This window comes from Pedobacter sp. BMA (assembly GCF_001027745.1).
Taxonomy (GTDB): Bacteria; Bacteroidota; Bacteroidia; order Sphingobacteriales; family Sphingobacteriaceae; genus Pedobacter.
The window spans coordinates 155,410-171,725 of record NZ_LECU01000007.1; the positions used below are offsets into that span (position 1 = coordinate 155,410).

General features: G+C 43.3%; 18 protein-coding genes. 7 read left to right on the forward strand and 11 right to left on the reverse strand.

Annotated features, from left to right (window positions below; all coding sequences use genetic code 11):
* Positions 1-75: 75 nt before the first annotated feature.
* The 4 genes from AB669_RS17125 to AB669_RS17140 form a co-directional block, all read right to left on the reverse strand.
* Positions 76-1,086: a zinc-binding alcohol dehydrogenase family protein gene (locus AB669_RS17125; RefSeq protein ID WP_047800566.1), complete on the reverse strand. Its 1,011-nt coding sequence runs from the start codon at positions 1,084-1,086 to the stop codon at positions 76-78.
* A gap of 194 nt (positions 1,087-1,280) precedes the next feature.
* Positions 1,281-2,069: a hypothetical protein gene (locus tag AB669_RS17130; RefSeq protein ID WP_047800567.1), complete on the reverse strand. Its 789-nt coding sequence runs from the start codon at positions 2,067-2,069 to the stop codon at positions 1,281-1,283.
* A 94-nt stretch (positions 2,070-2,163) separates the two neighbouring features.
* The gene (locus tag AB669_RS17135; protein WP_047800568.1) at positions 2,164-2,748 is read right to left on the reverse strand and encodes a TetR/AcrR family transcriptional regulator; all 585 of its coding nucleotides are present in this window, start codon (positions 2,746-2,748) and stop codon (positions 2,164-2,166) included.
* Between the two features lie 80 nt (positions 2,749-2,828).
* Complete coding sequence (locus AB669_RS17140; protein WP_047800569.1) at positions 2,829-3,578, reverse strand: SDR family NAD(P)-dependent oxidoreductase; 750 nt, start codon at positions 3,576-3,578, stop codon at positions 2,829-2,831.
* A gap of 224 nt (positions 3,579-3,802) precedes the next feature.
* On the opposite strand from AB669_RS17140, the gene AB669_RS17145 reads away from it, so the two are divergent.
* The 6 genes from AB669_RS17145 to AB669_RS17170 all read left to right on the forward strand — a co-directional run bounded on the left by AB669_RS17145 (position 3,803) and on the right by AB669_RS17170 (position 9,531).
* Positions 3,803-4,585 carry a 2Fe-2S iron-sulfur cluster-binding protein gene (locus AB669_RS17145; protein WP_047800570.1) on the forward strand — a complete coding sequence of 261 codons (783 nt, stop codon included), beginning with the start codon at positions 3,803-3,805 and terminating at the stop codon, positions 4,583-4,585.
* A gap of 12 nt (positions 4,586-4,597) precedes the next feature.
* On the forward strand, positions 4,598-5,578 hold the full coding sequence (locus AB669_RS17150; RefSeq protein WP_047800571.1) for a xanthine dehydrogenase family protein subunit M: 981 nt from the start codon (positions 4,598-4,600) through the stop codon (positions 5,576-5,578).
* A gap of 14 nt (positions 5,579-5,592) precedes the next feature.
* Positions 5,593-7,719, forward strand: a complete 2,127-nt coding sequence (locus AB669_RS17155) for a xanthine dehydrogenase family protein molybdopterin-binding subunit (RefSeq protein ID WP_047800572.1) — start codon at positions 5,593-5,595, stop codon at positions 7,717-7,719.
* A gap of 464 nt (positions 7,720-8,183) precedes the next feature.
* Positions 8,184-8,831, forward strand: a complete 648-nt coding sequence (locus AB669_RS17160) for a hypothetical protein (protein ID WP_047800573.1) — start codon at positions 8,184-8,186, stop codon at positions 8,829-8,831.
* A 225-nt stretch (positions 8,832-9,056) separates the two neighbouring features.
* Entirely contained in the window at positions 9,057-9,305 is a 249-nt protein-coding gene (locus AB669_RS17165; protein ID WP_047800574.1) for a hypothetical protein, read from the forward strand.
* Positions 9,306-9,345: 40 nt separating this feature from the next.
* Complete coding sequence (locus tag AB669_RS17170; protein WP_047800575.1) at positions 9,346-9,531, forward strand: hypothetical protein; 186 nt, start codon at positions 9,346-9,348, stop codon at positions 9,529-9,531.
* Positions 9,532-9,701: 170 nt separating this feature from the next.
* Here AB669_RS17170 and AB669_RS17175 read toward each other — a convergent pair whose 3' ends face one another.
* The 3 genes from AB669_RS17175 to AB669_RS17185 all read right to left on the reverse strand — a co-directional run bounded on the left by AB669_RS17175 (position 9,702) and on the right by AB669_RS17185 (position 13,145).
* Positions 9,702-10,565, reverse strand: coding sequence for an SDR family oxidoreductase (locus tag AB669_RS17175; protein ID WP_047800576.1), 864 nt, complete (start codon positions 10,563-10,565; stop codon positions 9,702-9,704).
* A 76-nt stretch (positions 10,566-10,641) separates the two neighbouring features.
* Entirely contained in the window at positions 10,642-11,211 is a 570-nt protein-coding gene (locus AB669_RS17180) for a Crp/Fnr family transcriptional regulator (RefSeq protein WP_047800762.1), read from the reverse strand.
* An 89-nt stretch (positions 11,212-11,300) separates the two neighbouring features.
* Positions 11,301-13,145, reverse strand: a complete 1,845-nt coding sequence (locus AB669_RS17185) for a LuxR family transcriptional regulator (RefSeq protein WP_197082428.1) — start codon at positions 13,143-13,145, stop codon at positions 11,301-11,303.
* Between the two features lie 229 nt (positions 13,146-13,374).
* Here AB669_RS17185 and AB669_RS17190 point away from each other — a divergent pair, with 229 nt between their 5' ends.
* Positions 13,375-13,707, forward strand: coding sequence for an import component protein (locus tag AB669_RS17190; RefSeq protein ID WP_047800578.1), 333 nt, complete (start codon positions 13,375-13,377; stop codon positions 13,705-13,707).
* Positions 13,708-13,787: 80 nt separating this feature from the next.
* Here the strand turns inward: AB669_RS17190 and AB669_RS21630 are convergent, their stop codons facing one another.
* From AB669_RS21630 to AB669_RS17210, 4 genes are read right to left on the reverse strand one after another with little or no spacing between them, the layout of a single operon-like run.
* On the reverse strand, positions 13,788-14,354 hold the full coding sequence (locus tag AB669_RS21630; protein WP_053058453.1) for a 4'-phosphopantetheinyl transferase superfamily protein: 567 nt from the start codon (positions 14,352-14,354) through the stop codon (positions 13,788-13,790).
* Complete coding sequence (locus AB669_RS17200; protein WP_047800579.1) at positions 14,341-14,604, reverse strand: phosphopantetheine-binding protein; 264 nt, start codon at positions 14,602-14,604, stop codon at positions 14,341-14,343. Before AB669_RS17200 ends, AB669_RS21630 begins: the two co-directional genes overlap by 14 nt.
* Entirely contained in the window at positions 14,597-15,877 is a 1,281-nt protein-coding gene (locus tag AB669_RS17205) for a beta-ketoacyl synthase (RefSeq protein ID WP_047800580.1), read from the reverse strand. The genes AB669_RS17200 and AB669_RS17205 overlap by 8 nt, the downstream gene beginning before the upstream one ends.
* The gene (locus tag AB669_RS17210) at positions 15,870-16,316 is read right to left on the reverse strand and encodes a 3-hydroxyacyl-ACP dehydratase FabZ family protein (protein WP_047800581.1); all 447 of its coding nucleotides are present in this window, start codon (positions 16,314-16,316) and stop codon (positions 15,870-15,872) included. The genes AB669_RS17205 and AB669_RS17210 overlap by 8 nt, the downstream gene beginning before the upstream one ends.

Consider the following 16,316-nt stretch of genomic DNA (forward strand, 5'->3'; position numbering starts at 1 on the left):
GCTACAATAAGACCTATTGCGCACTGAACTGTTTATACCAAACATTGAATGGTTTGGTATAAACAGATGTAAATTTTAATACTCAACAACAATTTTTCCAATGGTAGCGCCACCTTCCAGTAATTGATGGGCTTTTTTAAAATTAGCCGTGGTAAAACCCTTGAGGGTTTCATTCAAAGTCGTTAACAACGTTCCGTTATCCAGCAAAACTGCTACCTGGTTCAAAATCCGATGCTGTTCAACCAAATCTTCGGTTTGAAACATTGAACGGGTAAACATTAATTCCCAATGGAAACTCACACTCTTCCCTTTTAGCTGGCGAAGATTCACTGCAGCTGTCGGATCACTAATAGAACCAATGCTGCCCTGCGGTTTAATCAACTCTACAAAGGCATCCCAATATTGATTTACATCCACAAAATCAATGATAAAATCAACCTGATTGAAACCCGCATTACGCACTTCTGCAATCAGATTCTGGTGGTTGACAACAACATCAGCACCGTATTTTTTACACCAGTCAACGCTTTCAATACGGGATGCGGTAGCAATTACCCGTAACCCCAGCAGTTTCTTTGCAATTTGAATCGCTACAGAGCCTACACCACCGGCACCACCAATAATCAAAATGGACTTACCCTTATCTTTTTCATTGATGCGCAGGCGATCGAACAAAATTTCCCATGCCGTAAGCGCCGTCAAAGGTAAGGCAGCAGCTTCGGCAACTGATAAGTTTGCCGGTTTTTTACCTACAATACGCTCGTCGACTAGCTGATACTCGGCATTGCTGCCTGGCTTGGTAATATCTCCTGCGTAAAAAACTTCGTCCCCAACATTAAATAGCGAGACCAGTTCACCCACAGCCTCTACCACACCCACGGCATCCCAGCCTATAATTTTAGGCGTGTCCAGTATTTTATCCTTCGCGCTGCTCTGGCGAACCTTAAAATCAACTGGGTTTACAGAAACCGCATTTATTTTAATCAGCAAATCATTTCCTGCAGGCGTCGGCTTCTCTGTTTCAAATTCAATAAAACTATCCTGCTCTGTTATTGGCAGCGATTTTTTAAATCCTATTGCTTTCATATTCATTTATATAGCTAATCATCAAACTCGTTTCAATACTGCATTGAAGTGATCACGCTTCAAATGTAACTTCTCGATCAAAGTTAATGCACAACATCATATCATGTTGCAATCAATCATTAAATGTGTGTCATTTTTAAAGAGAGGGATTAACCCATTGCACGTGGGGAACGGACTTTCCGAAGCTAGTCTCGTTACATATGATCAATCGACCGCTCACCTTTTTTTATGCCATTGGCAATGATAAATATCAGGATAATAAAGATCGTGATATAACAGGCATAAACTACTGCCTCAGTGCCCACTTGTTGGCGGTTTCTGACTGAAATGGCAAACAATGCCCAGATTCCAACTGTGGCGAACTCGCGCAGATTCCTGTTAAGTATCATAATAATATTGACAAGCCCGGCAGTAGCAATCATGATAACAGCCCAATAATTTTCAGAAATTCCCATGCCATCCCAGTTAATCTTAGTAAGGTAGGCAGAAACGTTTGCAATCAGGGCCACTGTTATCCATCCGGCATACAAAGCGAAGGGCCAATAGATCAAAACATATTCTTTGAGCGGATGCGCGTCGAGTTCCATCCTCGTGCGGCTGATGATGGCGATAAGACTTAGCAATAATACTATCATAATGACCACTGAAGCCCCAATATAGTCACTCAGCCAGGCCATCACCCACACGGAGTTTGCAGCACAGGAAATTACAAAAAACCAGCCGACTTTATTCACTACAAATTCAACTTCAGCCTGTTTTCTTTTGATTAATGAATAGCAAACAAAACCCAGGAGTCCGAGGTAAATCAGGCCCCAGATCGAAAATGCGTACCCGGCTGGTGTGAAATAATTGGCGTAACGGTCAGAAATTACTTTCATTGTATTTCCGTTAAGCAATCCCGCGTTTGAAAAATAGTTTATCCCGATAGTAAGGATCAGTGCAATTAAATTTGCAACAGGCAGATATTTGTTTAGGTGTTTCATTTGAATCAATGATGGTTGAAGTATAATCCTCAAATGATAAGTCTTAAAAACCAAAATTGTTTGCTGCCCTTCAACAATACACAGTATACTTCAATCAATCACCATCCAACACTGAAAGTGCGGTTTTTACAATATCTTCAAAAAAAGCTCTTTCCGTTCTGAATTTTGCATAAACGCGCATGCCGGAAATCGTATTACAAAAAAAACGTGCGAGAGCGAGGGAATCTTTTGAGACGCTGATTTCTCCATTTTGCTTCCCCTTCTCGAATGCCTGATACAGCGCATTTTCTATAAGAAGGTCGTCATCATATACCAGCTTATTTACCGCTTTATCCTGTGCGGCTACCTCCACTCCCGAATTCACTTTAAAGCATCCTTGCGGACAATTATCAACGTATATATCGTCAACAACTCCGTTTAACAATGCACGAATACCGAGCTTCAAAGAAGGTGCCTCGCCAATGGTTTTAACGATTTTGGCAGTACCACCATACTGATAAAGTTCAAGTGCCTTCAGGAACAGCGTATGCTTATCTCCAAAGGCGTGGTATATACTGGAACGTCCGATTCCCAACCCCTCTATCAGGTCGTGGATAGAAGTTGCATGATAGCCTTTTTCCCAGAAAATATTGATAGCTTTCCTCAGTATCTCTTCTTCATCAAAATCTTTGGTTCTCATAATGATCAATAGCTTTGCATCTGCATACAAAGCTATTGATTTATTTCATTAATCCGGAAAAACCGGGATAACCATAAATACTAACGCAATCCACCGCTTGCCAACACGATTTCCCCTGTCAGCCAACGGGCCTCGTCCGAAGCAAGAAACGAAGCAATTAATGCAATATCCTCTGGCATTCCAACACGCTGTAGCGGCGTCATCCCCACAAACATCTTTTCCATTTCACTTCCAATAAACCCACCTGCCCTTGATCCCTCCGTATCAACTATACCAGGGTTTATAGAATTTACCCTAATATTCTTTGATCCCAGTTCCTTGGAAAGTACCCTTGTTATAGAGTCTACAGCACTTTTTGTTGCCGTATAAACAGCACTCCCGGCCGGCTGAGATGTCGATACACCAGATCCGATGTTAATAATGTTGCCGCCATTCTCTGCGAAATAACTTACCGCCGCCTGAGAGGCAAGAAGCAAACCCAATACATTGATGTTAAACTGGCGATGAAATCCGTCAACGGTAACCGATTCAAGAGTACCCCATTCATAAACTCCAGCATTATTAACCAAAATATCAATTCTGCCAAATGCCTCCACTGTATCTGCCAAAATCCTTTTCACATCTTCTGCGATTGAAACATCACCTTGCACAGCAATTGCCCTTCCACCTTTGCCTCTAATGATCTCTACTACCTTTTCTGCATCTCCCTTGGAGTAGGCATAATTTACAACCACTGCTGCACCATCTTCAGCATACTGTTTCGCTATTGCTGCCCCGATTCCTTTCGAAGCGCCTGTTACCAGAGCAACCTTATTTTCTAATTTTTTCATATATTGTACCAATTGGTCTACAAACATAATAAGTTAATTAGACCGATCAGTACAATAAGGTAAGTTTGAGAATAATATGACATTAACCTATGCGGGCATGGCATCCAAAAATAAGCTCCCAGTTTTTTAATCAAACCAAAACCATAAGCTACTTGCTGTTGTTTAAATCTCAATATAGTTGCTAATTCACTATATCTTAACTGTTTTAACTTCAAAACAGCAACATGAAACAAAACAAAACACAGCTTACCCCTGAAGAACACAGGCTCTTCGGCGATCTAATGCCCGAAGAACTGGAAGAAGTCATTCAATCAGGTTTCAACCGACGCCACTTCGTAAAACTCATGGGCTTAGCCAGCGCCGGCTTACTGGCCAGTTATGCGTTAGGTGCCGAGCAGCTATTTGCCCGGGCAGTTGAAACAGATGAAATTCCCGACCTCATTCCCAATGCTATAGAAAATGGAGTAAATGTTACCTTTAAAGTTAATTCAAGCTCCAAAAGCATACTTATCGATTCCAGAATGACCCTACTCGATACCCTTCGGGAAAGAATAGGTCTCACAGGATCAAAAAAGGGATGCGATCATGGCCAGTGCGGTGCCTGCACGGTCATTGTCGATGGTCATCGGGTACTGTCATGCCTTACTTTAGCAGCCACTTGCCAGGGGAAATCAGTAATTACCATTGAAGGCCTGGCAAAGGAAAATGAGCTGAACCCCATGCAAGCCGCTTTCCTTAAACACGATGGTTTTCAATGTGGATTTTGCACACCTGGACAAATCTGCTCAGCTGTAGCCCTTATGAAAGAAGCAAAAGAAGGTCAGGCAAGCTTTGCTACAACGCACATCAGCGCTGATGCGAAACCTATCCTCCTTTCGGATGAAGAGATCGCAGAGCGGATGTCGGGAAATATTTGCCGCTGTGGCGCCTATCCGAATATTGTAGCAGCCATTAAAGAAGCTCAAACCGGTAAAAATGTTCCACAAAACTGGCTATTCACCGATTAACCGCCCCTCACTATGAAACCATTTCAATTTATTTCGGCAACTAACCCCGGCGATGCGGTTGCAAGGCTTACTAAAAATCCAGAAGCTGCTTTTCTGGGCGGAGGAACCAACCTGCTCGATTTAATGAAAGAGCATGTATCCCTTCCCAATGAAATTATCGATATCGGAAACCTGTCGCTGAAAGAAATTAAAGCCACCGCCACCGGGTTTCATTTAGGCGCTTTGGCTAAAAATACAGAAACGGCTAATCATCCCCTGATCCGTAAGCACTTACCATTGCTTAGTAAAGCAATATTAGCCGGCGCCTCAGCACAAATCCGGAATATGGCCACCAATGGTGGAAACCTGTTGCAGCGAACAAGATGCAGTTATTTTTATGATATATCCATGCCCTGTAATAAGCGGGTGCCTGGAAGTGGTTGCGCGGCACTCGAAGGTTTCAACAGAATGCACGCTATCTTTGGCTGGTCAGAACAGTGCGTGGCCGTTTACCCTTCCGATATGGCCATTGCTTTATCGGCTTTGAATGCGACAGTAAAAGTGAAAACCAGTGTTGCAGAACGTTTAATACCCTTCAAAGATTTTCACCTGCTCCCCGGTAACCATCCTGAAAAAGACAATAGCCTGGCGCATGGCGAACTTATCACGGGAATTGAAATTCCCAACAACAGCCTTGCCGCACATTCAGCCTATGTGAAGGTGAGAGACCGGAATTCTTATGCCTTCGCGCTGGTTTCTGTTGCTGCAGGTTTAAGCCTCAATGGAAACCTCATTCAATCTGCCCACCTGGCTATGGGCGGAGTGGCACATAAACCGTGGAGGGCGTTACAAGCTGAAGATTTTTTAAAGGGAAAGCCGGCTACAATCGCCAACTTCACCAAAGCTGCAGAACTTGAAATGGCTTCGGCCAAAGCCTTACCCAACAACAGGTTTAAAATAGAAATGGGCAGAAAAACCCTGATCAATGCGCTCCAGTTAGCATTTAAAGGATAACTCAACACTCAAACATGGAAAACAGCACCAAATCCATCGGTAAAGGCATCGACCGGATCGATGGCATACTAAAAATCACTGGCAAAGCCACTTATGCCACCGACTATCCGGCTAAAAATATGGCTTATGCCGTATTGTTCAAAAGCACCATTGCTGCCGGTCAGATCACAAAAATCGACAGTACCGAGGCGGAAAAATATCCTGGCGTGATCAAAGTAATTACTCATGAAAACGCGCCCCGGTTGAATACCAAAGGTGGACTGAGAGGTGGTGCATTGCTACAAGGACCTGAAATTATCTTCCATGGCCAGCATATCGGAATAGTAGTTGCCGAAACTTTTGAGCAGGCCACAGCAGCTGCACATCTCATAAAAGTAGAATATAACCAGAAAGCTGAAAAGACAAATTTTGAAAAGCTGGCTGAAACCCCAACAATGCCTAAAGGAAAAGAGCTGGCCGATCAGGTGCGCGGAGCAGGAAAATCAGCGATGAAAACTGCGGAGGTTACTGTAGAAGAATTATACGAAACCCCTATCGAACATCACCATCCCATGGAACCACATGCTACCATGGCCATGTGGGAGGGCGATAAACTCACACTATACAACGGTTCTCAAATCATTAACGGCGCGCAAACCGCAGCGGCAGCTACATTGAACATGAAACCCGAGCAGGTACGTATCATCTCTCCGTTTATTGGCGGTGGTTTCGGTTCAAAGGGTGGTCAATGGGCAAACCTCGTACTTACCGCAGTGGCCGCTAAAATGGTCAACAGACCGGTAAAGTTAGCCTTAACCAGGCAACAGATGTTCAATTCTGTAGGATTGAGGCAGCGAAACATGCAGAAATTAAGTATTGGTGCAACGAAAGAAGGGAAACTGGTTGCCCTTGCCCATGAAATCATATCCCACACCGCCATAAATGATGAATATATCGAACCTTGTGGCGATTGTACAAAGATTATGTATGATGTTCCAAACAGCCTGATCACTTACCGGGTAGTGCCCATGAACATCATACTGCCCACCTATACCCGCGGACCCGGGAAATCTACCGGTAGCTTCGCCCTGGAATCTGCCATGGACGAGCTGGCTTACAAACTCAAAATGGATCCCATTGAATTAAGGATTAAAAATGAACCGCCCAAAGATCCGTCAAACGGAAAACCATGGTCATCCAGAACAACGGTAAAATGTTTACAAGAAGGCGCAAAAGCATTCGGTTGGGACAAACGAAAAGCTGAACCAGGCACCAATAAAATCGGTGATGATTTGATCGGCTATGGCGTAGCCTGCGGAACCTACCCGGCCAGGCAGCGAGACAGTTCGGCAATTATTAAACTAACACTTAAAAACAAAGTGGTACATGCCAAAGTGGAAATTGCCGCATCCGACCTGGGCACAGGAACAAATACCATACTGGCACAAACCGCTGCCGACGGACTAGGCTTACCCGTAAACCAGATAACCGTTAAACTTGGCGATTCTGATCTTCCCCCTGCCGCAGGTTCAGTTGGTTCTGTTGGTGCCTCCAGTTTCGCAAATGCCGTTAACGATGCCTGCATCAAAATCACCGATGAATTACTGGCTAAATCCGGCAAGCAGTTTTTTGTCCGCCCAACCGCAGCACAGCTCATGATTTCAGAAAGCTTTACCGATTTTCAAACCCGTTCAGATTCGAAAGCACCAGCCGAAGCCGAGAAATATTCCGCACATAGTTTCAATGCCAATTTCGCCGAAGTAAGGGTAAACAGCATCACCGGAATGGTCAAGGTAACACGCTTCCTGGCCGTTACAGGCGCCGGAAAAATACTGAACCCAAAAACTGCCCGATCCCAAATTATCGGCGGAAACGTCTGGGGGATCGGCATGGCTTTAACAGAAGAATCAGTGATTGATCCCAGATACGGAAATTTTGCTACGCGCTCCTTTGCTGATTACCATGTACCCACCAACCTGGATATCGGAAACTTAGATGCCATGTTTATCAATGAGGAAGATTTAATCCCAAATAAAATGGGCGTAAAAGGAATCGGTGAAGTGGGCATTGTCGGGGTTGCTGCCGCAGTTGCCAATGCTGTATTCAATGCTACAGGAAAGCGGGTACGATCACTACCAATCACTCCAGATAAGTTGCTTTAGGTCTCTTTGTGCATATGTTCTAAAATTTTATCTAAAGGAGAAGCTCCAAACGGATCATGGCTTTGATTCCATACAATCTCGACTATTTTGATCGAAATTCAAAGAATCATCGCTGTAAATGATGAGTTGATTAAATGCGCTTAAATCAAAATGGTTCTTCTAAAATACTAAGATGATAACCAGAATAGTTCCTTTTTGGTTACGCTAAAGGCATTTACCACCCAAAAAGGGCCTTAATAGGTATGTGAAAGCGGTTTTCTAGTCATTTATGGCTAGCAGACCACTAGCAAACCACTACCAGACCACTAGGATACCACTAGCTGCGTTCCGTTGATGTGCCCTAAAGGGTCAATAGTTCAAGCGTTAAACATTGGAAAACTTATGCTGGATATCACCCCCAATCTTTGTTTTTCGAAATTATCTTTTTTACCTTGCGCACCATCCCGTGTCAGCGAAAAGAAACGATGAATAAGAACGCTCCCTTTGATTACAAGCTTTGCATAGCGGCACTACTGATCACCGCCAACGATATACAGACCCAGTTTTACAATTTCTGTTTATTCCTCACTTTTAAAAAAAGCTTAAAAAATTATGGCTACGACTTAAATAACCTGGATGAAGATAACCTGATTCGGGATGCAGACTTTTTCGAGACCGTTGACGATCCATTCGTAGTACGCTCCTATGAAACCATGGGCATTTCCTTCCCGATAGCAGATGATATAGAACTGCGGCACGGATTATTAATCATGGATTGCTATGCCGACCGGGAAGTTCAGCGGGAAGCCACCCGCTATCAGCCCATCATGCGCGACGACCTGATTACCAAAAGTTATGCAAGGGTACTTTTCTATTACATCAACTTTTACGATTCTGTTTTACTAAGCCTTTATTACTATGCCTGCGCACTATCGGTAGACAGTTATAAAATTCCGAAGTTTATGCGAACACGTTTGGACTATTCCTTTGCGGGTAGTTTCAAATTTCTAAATTTAGAGAACCAGGATGTGTTAATGGTATTGGAAGCCATGGAAAGTTTTCTCGAAGAACAAAAAAAAGTAAAGGATCTAGTGAAGCAACTAAAGCCTTATGTGAGTTGTCCTAAAGTTTGAAAACACTAGGTATTCTAAAAACCTGATAAAACTGGACCATTTTCTTATAATGAAAAGTTAATTAGCTACCAATTATCTGTTGACGAATATCAAATCGAACCTGCCCTCAGGCACGCTAAACCGTGATATTCCACCTTGTTAAATATTTTATTGTTAAAATTTCACAATAAACCCGATATTTGTATGATTAGGCATACGTTTTGCATAGTAGCTATAACTATCCCTATGAAAATATTAACTGAAAATAAAGATTTATACAAGAATCTGTTAAAACGATTTAACAAACTCTTGAGTACACTCGATGTAAACAGTGACTTCCTGGAAATTTCGACTCACTACAATGGCGCGCAAATTCAGGTGCGGATATGTGGAAGGCCGGATGAAGCTAACAATCTCAGTTGGGATGTAGTGAGGGTAATTAATAATAGTATTGTGATACCGTCAGAACTACACACTTCAACACTGGAGAAGTAGTTTTTCCAAAGATGACAATGACATTTAAAAACAACTAATAATGAGAAAAGGAAGAATAATTTCCATTGACAACATAGACCAAACGGGAATGATTATAGACGAGAATGAACAGGAAATTCCATTTCATGCGAACCCTAAAGGCCATAACCTTAAACTGAATGACAACGTTATCTTTGAAATTGCATTAACCATATCCGGATTGTCAGCTATCATTACTGGCTTATAAACCCTTTAAGTGGCGGCAAAATTGGTGCGGTTGATGGGTTCAGCATGCCGGACTTTTAGTTAAACATCGAGACAAGCTGGCGCAGGCATTCACGCGTGCGCCAGCGATGTAATATCAATGCAACCTGCTATTTTCAAGAACAACTTAATGCGGTTCGCAAATACCAGATACTATCTTAACAACTCTCCCATTCCGAACAGCGTTAAACCTTTGCCATATTCACTTGCAACAGCCTGATTGGCAGCTTCAATCAATTCACCGGTGATGGGATCAACAACAGTTCTTAATGGTCTCTTACCTTTTTCCAAATTGATCAGCTTCACAATGGCATCGGCCACATCCTGTGGGTTGGGATTGTGCGCCTGAAGCAGTCCGCCTATGGCGGCCATCATTTTCCCAGGCACCTCCGCAATGGCACTGTAGCCCGCCGTAACCGAATCGTCTGAACCCGGGTGATACTTTTGCGACATCTCCGTAGGAAAAGCACCTGGCTGAACGATTGCTACATCCACACCTAAAGGCCTTAATTCATAATGCAGGCCTTCACTCAGTCCTTCAAGCGCAAACTTGGAAGCGCTATACATGGTAGCAAAAGGAAACGAAACTCTTCCAAAGCCGCTGGTAACGTTGATAATAAGTCCTTCGCCTTTTTTGCGCATTTTAGGCAGTACCTGCCTAATTAATCTCCAGGGCGCAAAAACATTGATATCAAACAGCCCTTTTACATCATTTGAAGTAAAGCTTTCTGCCACTCCGTTCATCGAATAACCGGCATTGTTTACCAATACATCAATGGATCCTTCCTGATCGATAATCTGATCAATGGCTTGTTTAACACTCACATCATCACCAACGTTAACATCTATTACGGTTATATTCTCCACTGCTGAAAGCAATTGTGCTTTCTCTGCATTTCTGCCGGTGGTATCTCGCATGGTAGCGTAAACCTGATGCCCTAAAGCGGCAATGCTTTGGGCACTCAGCCAGCCAAAACCGCTATTTGTTCCTGTAATCAATACTATTTTTCTGCTCATCTTTTTTTGTTTAAATGAATGAGACAAATGTTGTGAACAGTGGGCGAAATAAATTTACCATTTGGTAAAAAGTGATCTAACGGATATTTTTCCGTATCCTGCTCAGCGATTGCTGCGTGATCCCCAGGTAAGAAGCAACATGCGATAGCGGAATTCGGTTTAACAATGCAGGAAAGGCTTCAATAAAGGATAGGTAACGGGTTTTGGCATCTTCGGATACCAATGGACTTCTCCGCTCCATAGCCACCATTAAACATTTTTTAACCACATTGGCTTTGATCATTTCAAAACCAACAATGGTGTCAGAAAGATCATCCCAGGCTTTCTTTGTAAACGCAAACAGCCTGGCATCGGTAACGGCCTGAACGTATTCGGAAGCCTCTACCTGCGATTCAAATTTCTGATTGTCTACTACGAAGTTTCCTTCATCAACAAAATAATTGGTGATTTCTTCTCCTTTGTTATTATAGTAACAAAAGCGAAATACGCCTTCGAGAACAAATCCTACCTGCCGCGGTACCTTTCCTGCTTCAGAAAAATACTCTTCCTTTTTAAGCTCAATGATTTTGCCTTTACTTAAAATAAGATCGAGCTGTTGTTGATTCAAATCGCCGAACTGCAGAATGAAGTCAGTGAGTGCTTTCATGACCGAATATAGGATTATCTGTTTCGTTATCATTTACCAAATGGTAAAAAATCACAATCCGGTTTTCCCCTTTGTAATATTGGTACACACTATCGGTTTTCGAAAGATTGCAGAAACACATCCAGACTTTGTTCCTTTTCCAGCCCAAGCTTCTGTTTTAACCTGTACTTGGCCATACGTATGCTTTTAATTTCTATCCCTAACCTGCTGGCAATTTCTCGGTTATCAAAACCCATTGAAATGTAGGCGCAATATTTCAGATCGAGACGTGTTAAACCCTCCCCAGCCTTTTTTTGCAGCCCACTAAAAAAACCGGGATGGATATCTCCTATAGAATGATATTCCTCATCCTTTTCTTTCTCTATGCGTAAACTCTGGGTGATAATCCGTCCCATCGTTTTCGCTGCAGCATCTGTATTCAGATCTTTCGATTTATCCTTTAATAACTCCAGAATGGCATTCTTCTCTTCTATTTTAAGGGTTCCCGCAAGTAACTCCCGCTCCAGCCACTCGGTTCGGTCCTGAAGCAGCGCTTGCTCTGCGGCAATTCTCTCCCGTTCCTGTTCACCAAGGGAGGCCCTGAGTTCGGCCTCCTGTTTTTCCTGAAGCGACAAAAGTATTTTTTGTTGGGAAGCTTTCAACTTATAATGATAAAAGCCCAGCAGCAGTGCCAGGACCAAAATACTTGCCGCAGCAACACCCACATACAACCAGTTGATTTGCCTGTTAAGTTTCGCCCGCTCCCTTAATCCGGAAATTTCCAGATCCCGCTGCTCAGCATGATATTGTTCTTCAAGTTGCTGAACAGTGGCCAGCTTCTGGGCATCAAAAACTTTTTTATAGTAATCAGTATACTGTTTGTAATAATCAAGCGCTTTGGCTTTATCGCCACTTTGTTCAGCAAGATTAGCTAAGCCCAGGATCATCCTGGAACGGGTGATATCCACGCCTGGTGATGCATGGTTCAGCTCGGTTATTCCCGTCAAAAGATACTTTTCGGCAGCCTGATAATCTTTTTTCCGCATGGCATATTCACTCAGTATGCCATAACAATTGGCGATAACTTCCTGTATATTCGTTTTCCTGGCAATATTTAAGGCATCATTTACATATCTTCTGGCTCGATCTTCAAACCGCGGCGGATAATATTTGAAGTAAATATTGGCCATATTAAGGGCCGTAAGGGATGCATTACTTTGAAGTAAGATTTTTTCCCGGTTGAACTGATATACCTGTGCAGCCTTGCTGTAATAGTACATTGCAGAATCAAGTAGATTGCGCTTGGATACATTTACCTCGAAGGCCGAAAAAAAACTGTGTGCCACCGTCATATAGGCAATTTGAAAATCGTCGGGATATTTGCTTTGTTGTGCCATTTGTATTGCCGCCATGGCATACTTGTGTTGTTTCAAGGTATCGCTTCCGTAGGCATAAATACTCGAAGCATAGTGATCAATCAACACCCTGTAACTGTACGATTTGCGATCGCTGCTGGCCCGAAGTAACTTATCAGCCTTGATAAAAGCAGACATCGCTTGTTCGTTGTCGCCCTCATTCAGCTCAAGCCAACCCTTTCGTAACCAGGCGAAACCTTTATGAAGTTTATTTTTAGATTTTTCCGCAGTGCTCAATGCACTGTCAATATAAGCCGCTGCCCGCTTTTGCTGTTCTCTTCGCATCAGCAAATGTCCGGCAGTGGCATAACAAAAGGTAATGACTCCTTTATCTCCGTATTTCTTTGCCTGCAAACTGGCCCTTATGGCCAGTTCAAGCGCCTTTTTAGGATTGGTTTCGTAGGTGGCTCTTGCCAGTTCTGCCATGGCAACTGGTTTTTGTTCGGCTGTGGCGTTTTTCAATATGGTTTCCAATGAATCTAACAGGAGTTTCTGTGCGTTAGAATGAAAGGTAAAAGTCATCAGAAAAATAAATAGCAAGAGGGAAATTTTATTCAACATCTGTAGAGCAAATATCTGTTTAACAATGGGTAGCTGGATTAAACGAATATACGATAACAAGCCATTCGAAATATTGTTGTAGACATTTTGTAGACGCTCCGGTTTTTGCAGGTAGACACAATGTAGACGCTATTTAATTGGTGATCAGCACACTTACCAATAGTTTTGTCTCAATCAATTTATATCTATCATTTTAAAAAACAAAATTATGTCAAACAAAACAATGGCCATTTTGGCTTACGTTACCATCATCGGATGGGTGGTAGCTTATCTTCAGTACAAAAAAAGTGCAGACAGAAACCCATTGGTAAATTACCATTTAGGACAATCTTTAGGTTTGATTATTTTAAGCTTCATTTTGGGAATTGCTTTATCTGTAGTGGTGAGCCTGGTTCCTACATTATACTTTCTGTCACTGATCGTAAGTGTGGCCACACTCGTATTTCTGTTATTAGGAATTGTTGCCGCTAATAATGAAGTAAGTAAACCCCTGCCCCTTATTGGGAAACTATTTGAAGGCAAATTCAACTTTGCCAGTTAAAGGAGTGTAATTAACGTTTCTCTGGTCGCCCGGGATGCCTTTGCTACCAACGATGCGCATCCCGGCCTGACTGCTTTATACTAAGATACGACTTCCTCTGTAGTGTGGAGATAAGCAATAAACAAAAAGCGGCCGTGATGGCTAACAGAGGCGAGGTGACGACTTTGAGTCTTCCTGATAAATATCTCAGGGAGTCCGCTGTTATTTTTTTGCAACATTAAACCTTTATGCTTCAGGTTAAAACTCAACACATAGTCATCCGCATTTCGGCGTTGCACCACGTGGCACTGTTCAATGCCAGAACCAGTTTTGAAACTCAGCGTATGCACATAGTGTTCATTGATTTCGCTATGGGTCATGAATTGTTCACCCCGGTAATCAACACAGCCAGTGGCTTTTAAATCATGTATCTGAACAGTGCAGTGGAAACCTTTTGGATCAAAAAACCGAAGTCCGGTGTTTCGGTTTACAATTTTGTAAGCGGCCTCTTTCATACTCCAGATGAGCCATACCATCAGGTCAGGGCAATCCGAATGGTAAACCAGCCGCTGCTCATCCGGCGTAAATATTTTAGAAAGGTAGTTTGCTCTCCTCCAGTTGTTCCGCCTTCTGGCAAGCTTCAGATCTACCACATCATTTCCCAGCATTTTCAGCAAGTTTGTCTTCAATCACTTCGACTGTAGCCTTCACATTCAACATTTTAGCCATCGATTCATTATCTATATTGATATTAAACTTTTCTTCGATATCTAAAACAATGTCGACAAGATTCGCTGAGTTGATTTTTAAATCGGCAATAAAATCTGTTTGCTCACTGATGTGATCCAATGCATCCTGTTCTTCAGTGTAAAGTGAAATGATATCCCTTAAACCGGTAAGTATTTCTTGTTTATCCATTCTGATATTTTTTAAAAATTAAACAGGCATTCACATCGCCGAAGCCAAAACTTGCTTTTGCTAATATATTGAAGCTTTTTTTCAATCGCTTTTGGGGAATCCGGTCTTCGGCGATCAACGAAGCAATTTCCGGATTCAAATCCTCGCAGTTTACATTGGGGAAAACGAATTCCCGGTGCAACTGCAGAACGGCGGCAACACATTCAATACTTCCAGAAGCGCTGATGCAGTGCCCGATCATGCCTTTAAGCGAATTGATGAAAGGAAAATCATCTTTCGAACAACCTAACGCCGATTTCCAGTTTTCAATTTCAAATGCATCCTTACTGGTCGCCGTCAAATGGCCATTGATCACATCAATATCTCCCGGCTTAATATGTGCATCCTTAATGGCTTCAGTAATACAACGCTGCACTGCCGCGGCATTGGGGGCAGTCATGGTACCACCACCCCGCTGACCGCCGGAATTAATATGTCCCCCAATAATTTCTCCATAGATGCGTGCATTCCGCGCGAGGGCACTATCAAGGGATTCCAAAACCAGAGCCCCTGCCCCGCTCCCCGGAACAAAGCCACTGGCCCTTGCACTCATGGGCCTGCTTCCGGTTTCCGGAGCATCGTTGTGTTTGAAGGTACATACTTTCATGGCATCAAAACCACCCCAGATATAGGGGCCGCTATCGCTGGTGCTCCCTGCGAGCATCCTTTTTGCTTTGCCACTTTTAATATGCTCATAAGCCATCAGGACACTTTCGGTGCCGGTGGCACAAGCGGCCGAGTTGGTGCTGACGCGGTTACCCAAACCAAGCTTACCACTAATAAATGCACTAACGCCGCTGGCCATCGTTTGCACCACCACACTGCTTCCGAGCTTTCTGATTTCCATCGCATCGATTTTGTTGATGGCCCACCTGAACTTATCAATTCCTGAAGTTCCGGTACCAAAAAAGCTGCCGCTGTCCCAGTCGGGTTCGTTAGCACTGGCAAATTCCAGACCCGCATCCTTCCAGGCATCCAGGCCGGCAATTACGCCGTAAACGATGCCTGAGCTATCCAGGTTTCTGACTTCAAGCGGACTGAAATACTGCGCAATCCGCTCGGGGCTAAGCTCAGGCTGGCCCGCAATTTGACAGGAGAAACCCAGCCTTTCAAGTTCAGGCTGACGCCGGATGCCGGATATCCCCTGTTCTATGGCCAGCTGAAATTCCCCAACCGTTGTCCCATTGGGTGCACAAACGCCAAGGCCCGTAATCACTACCCTGTTTTCATTCATTTGAATTTGCCTTTAACATGCCTGATATTGTACCCTTACATACGGTTTCGCCTATCGAATTTTCCATCCTTACTTTACAGGATAATTTATCAAACCTAAAATAAACTTTCTCGCTGATCACAGTAACCTGCTCTCCGGGATAAACCGGTTTTATAAAATCAATACAGCTCGAGGTCATCGCCAGTCCGGTGCCTTCACCAATAGTGTTTCCCCTGAGCAGATATATCCCTAAGCAAACCAATCCAATCTGAGCCATAGTTTCAGTCAGTATTACTGCCGGGGTTACCGGAAAAGCCTTAAAGTGCGACTGGTAAAACAGAAGCCCCTGATCGAAGGTGTAAGTGCCCTTTACGCCGTTTTCATCAACATGAAGCAGCTCTCCAACGAATAAAAAGCCCGGGCCATAAGGGAGTTTGCTTAATATTTCATCTTTCGTCAT